This window comes from Desemzia sp. FAM 23988 (assembly GCF_045528365.1).
Lineage (GTDB): Bacteria > Bacillota > Bacilli > Lactobacillales > Carnobacteriaceae > Desemzia.
The window spans coordinates 1-3,833 of record NZ_JBGQQS010000043.1 but is presented as its reverse complement, the minus strand read 5'-3'; the positions used below and the strand labels follow the sequence as shown (position 1 = coordinate 3,833).

Genomic DNA, 3,833 nt, shown 5'->3' with positions numbered 1-3,833 from the left:
TTTACGATTATATTTAGGCGCTCAAACCTATAATTGTATGGTAACGGTCTTCCTCTTTTTTTGTCAACTTAAAAAACGATCGTCATTCGTCTTTTATTTCTACCACCGAATATTTTACACTAAGTCTAATTGATAGTCTGGTATTTGAATTTTTGAAATTTGGCGAACCCAGGCATCAAAACCCGGTTCAGTAATTAAAGTAACTTTTTCTTGAGATGCAGTATTGGCAACAATGTCTGTGTCCGCGCTATTAGATTCACTTACTGAAACTTTATCTTCTACTGTTATCTCATGCTGTTCGGGACTTTCGGTTGTATCCAATGACATTAAAAAATATGTAATGATGCTTCCAAGTACAAAACTCACTAATATACAAAAAATAAAACCAAACACTTTTTTATACTTTTTCTTAGTGTAGTTTTTCTTCATAACTTCCCCCCTATTTGATTTATTAAGGATAATCAATAGAATACTTGTTGGCTATAGTTTGAACAATGAAATTCCATTATTAGACAAAATAGCCAATGATATAAAAAGGCAATAGATAGAGAATTCCATGAAAGTATCATTAAGAGATTACTGACTTCGTATAAAGTCGAAAAATTATTACCCATAGCAGCGAAAATTCTTGATAAAAATCATTGAATACGATGACTTGCACTTATTATTCTTTTAAGTAATTTGTTGGATAAGAGTCCACGAGAAACTCTACTGATCGTTCTATTAATCTAATGAAATTGTCGCTGATACCGACATCTTCTATTGTCGCAAAAGAAAAGATGGTCGAAGACTTACTAATATGGTCTTTTAATTGCTTATATTTGTTTCCTTTTATATTTCTATTTAGATTTTTTTGCACATATTCTCTAACCCTTCTGCTTCACAACGTAAATGATAAAAATATTGGACGATTTCTTTTTCTTGTTCAATAGACTTAGCCATCTTTTTTAAACTTCTCTTCCCAACTCTTCGATCAATCAAAGAAAGAATTTTAATGATTATATGATTGGACTTTAAGGACACTTCAATAGAAGAACTAAGATATTCTTCAACAGCGTCAAAAAAATCAGATTGAGAAAAAACACCTTCAGCCATAATCATTTCATGAGCTTGTGATTGAATATCAACATTTTGTGGTCCATTGTAGACATCATAATCAATATTTTGCTGAGTCATTATCTCTTGTTCAACTTCATACATTGCATTGTCAGCAGCTAAAGTACTCATACTGAAGACTTCTTTTTTATCCACTGTAATAAAAACTCTTCCTGTTTGATCATGAGCTTTACGGTAATTGGTTACCCTAAACTGGACTTTGTCTTTTAAAGAATCGCAGATAAAACTTTCTATCTTCTTTTTTACTTTGCTCCACTTTTTTTCAGGCAATATTTTATCCTCCGTAATTTAAATCTTTTATACTATTACGAAATCTTCTTTTTGTTTTTTCTAAATTAGACTTATCTTCAGTATAATTTTTATTATCTTCTAAATAAAAATCTGCGAAGTTCTGACCTTTGTATCTTGGAACGAGATGCAAATGGAAATGAGTCAACTCGTCAAAATCTCCTCCGTTTTGAATGATAGAAATACCATCAGGAGCAAATAATATTTTTATTGCTTTAGATATAGTTGCCGCTGCTTCAGTTAAGGACTTTGCTGTATTCTCATCCAGTTCATCAAAATATCGCACATGTTTCTTAGGTAAAATCAACACATGTCCTTCATTATAAGGAGCGTGATCCAAGATGCAGCAAACAAATTCGTCTTCAAATACCACATACACTGCTTCTTTCTTATTTGCTAGATTACAACCTAAACACTCCAATTATAATTCCTCCCTTTTTTCAGTAACTTCAGAAATTGGTATAACTTCATCAACAATCAAGTCAGAGTTAGATATTTTAATTAAGCTTGTTCTTTCGTATTTTGTTTATGCATCAAACCAATAAGAAAGATTACTGATAGAATTAGGAAAATGAAACTCAAATATTTAATATTAGGCGGACTAGTAAAATAAGTTAAAACAGAATAAAGAAAACTCCAGATGACTGTGCTGAGTTTGGTCATATGATTCCAGAAACGATTTAATAATTTTTTCATTGCGGGACTCCAATCCATTGGCTTTTTAAATTTTTGTTGTAGAAAACTTCCAATTCGATTACAGCGTTTACATATTTATTATAACCTAGGCCCATTAAGAAATAAAATAACTTTTTTTATAAAATGTGTTAAAATAGAAATAGAATAAATAACGCTTACAGGGGGATGGGCTATGTTAGTACTGGTACTGCTTTTGGAGATTATAGGTCTGCTTAGCGAGTCTTGGATCTGGTCAAAAATAAATCCTAGTTTAAAAGAGTGAGTTGATGAAAGTAGAATAGCTTGAAAATTGCCTTTGTGATACAAATTCAATAGCTGAACTATAAATAAGGAGATTGATGACTTAAATGAATGAAAAAACACAGAGAGCTCTTAGAATATTGATTTGGTTAGGAATTGTTTATCTAGGAATAAATATATTTCTTATGTTGCTTACGTTTATTTCACCATTCTTACCTACTTTCTAAAAAAGATCTCCTAAAGTATATTCTACATTAGGAGATCTTTTTTATTGTTCTATTTTAGTATAAATTTTTGTCTTCTCTTCTTTTATCAATTTCATTTCGTATAAAGTATGTAATGGGAATAGCTAACCAGATTAGTCCTCCAAATGTATAAACAGCGTCAGTACTTATTTTACCATTAAATGTATTACCTGGCTCAAAGTTCTCTAAGTCAAAAGAAGAATATAAATTAATGATTCCAGTTATCAAAAATATCCATATATATGCTTTCACGTCATCATTTTTTTTAAAATAAGCGTTATGATACACACTCAAAATAATAAAAAATAACATTACTGAAAACATTATAAACAGTGTTTCAACTTCTTTTGTTTCGCCCCATTGAAGATTAAAAAATATATCCAGTATGTTATTTAGCACCAGCAAACTAACTAATAAAATAAACGAATAATACCCATATTTATATCTCATCAACTTTTGATATTCATCATACTTTTTCATCTCTATTCCTCCCAAAATAAATCATTTAACGTTACCCCAAGTACTTTACAAATATTAATACATAAGTTGATTGTGGGGTTATAGTCTCCTCTTTCAATAGCACTGATAGTTTGCCTGGTTACATCAACAGCATCTGCTAACTGCTCCTGGGACAAATCCATTTGTGTACGCGCCACCTTTAACCGAATATTTTTAGCCATATGATTGCTCCTTTTATGACAACTATATTTTACATTAAGTTAATTATAACATACAAAAATATCGAGATACATAGTAACTATTTTTTTATCCTCCTTTATATTTAGTTGGATAAATACATACTTCCCGACCAAATTTCACTTAATTATGTTATATTGAAGATAGCATTCTCAGCGCTACAAAGGACTAAACAATTTAGTCCTTTATTCAAACTAAGGAGTTACCTATAATGGAACATTTAAAACTTAAACGTATAAAAGAAGGATCTTTATATGCACTATTATTCATGGGATTTAATGCTATAAAAAACATGATTTTTGACCACAATAATGTAGTTAGTCTTTTCCAGGAAATGAGTCAAGATAAAACAGTTGGGATACCGCTTTTCATCATTACTTTAGTGAGTTCTTGGTTTTTCTTAAGTCTAATCATTGGAGTAGGTCTAATTAATGCCTACTGAACAATTGGGCTAATTTGAAATGGAGAAAAGTTCAATAGAACTAAACAGCTTTTTTTCCGATTTTTCAGTTGTCCAAAAAAAGAGCGCAAGCGATTGCGATTAATGTTATC

6 protein-coding genes are annotated in these 3,833 nt (G+C 30.4%); 1 reads left to right on the top strand and 5 read right to left on the bottom strand.

Translation table 11 applies throughout. The features are described 5' to 3' along the window. Positions 1-114: 114 nt before the first annotated feature. The 5 genes from ACEN4L_RS13240 to ACEN4L_RS13220 form a co-directional block, all read right to left on the bottom strand. Positions 115-429, bottom strand: a complete 315-nt coding sequence (locus tag ACEN4L_RS13240; protein ID WP_407097714.1) for a hypothetical protein — start codon at positions 427-429, stop codon at positions 115-117. Positions 430-843: 414 nt separating this feature from the next. Continuing rightward, on the bottom strand, positions 844-1,386 hold the full coding sequence (locus ACEN4L_RS13235) for a hypothetical protein (protein WP_407097713.1): 543 nt from the start codon (positions 1,384-1,386) through the stop codon (positions 844-846). 4 nt (positions 1,387-1,390) lie between these two features. After that, on the bottom strand, positions 1,391-1,825 hold the full coding sequence (locus tag ACEN4L_RS13230; RefSeq protein ID WP_407097712.1) for an HIT family protein: 435 nt from the start codon (positions 1,823-1,825) through the stop codon (positions 1,391-1,393). 796 nt (positions 1,826-2,621) lie between these two features. Beyond that, a complete protein-coding gene (locus ACEN4L_RS13225; RefSeq protein WP_407097711.1) occupies positions 2,622-3,065 on the bottom strand; it encodes a hypothetical protein in 444 nt (147 codons plus the stop codon). Between the two features lie 2 nt (positions 3,066-3,067). Next, positions 3,068-3,265, bottom strand: a complete 198-nt coding sequence (locus ACEN4L_RS13220) for a helix-turn-helix transcriptional regulator (protein WP_407097710.1) — start codon at positions 3,263-3,265, stop codon at positions 3,068-3,070. A 227-nt stretch (positions 3,266-3,492) separates the two neighbouring features. Here ACEN4L_RS13220 and ACEN4L_RS13215 point away from each other — a divergent pair, with 227 nt between their 5' ends. Then, positions 3,493-3,723, top strand: coding sequence for a hypothetical protein (locus tag ACEN4L_RS13215; RefSeq protein ID WP_407097709.1), 231 nt, complete (start codon positions 3,493-3,495; stop codon positions 3,721-3,723). Positions 3,724-3,833 lie beyond the last annotated feature (110 nt).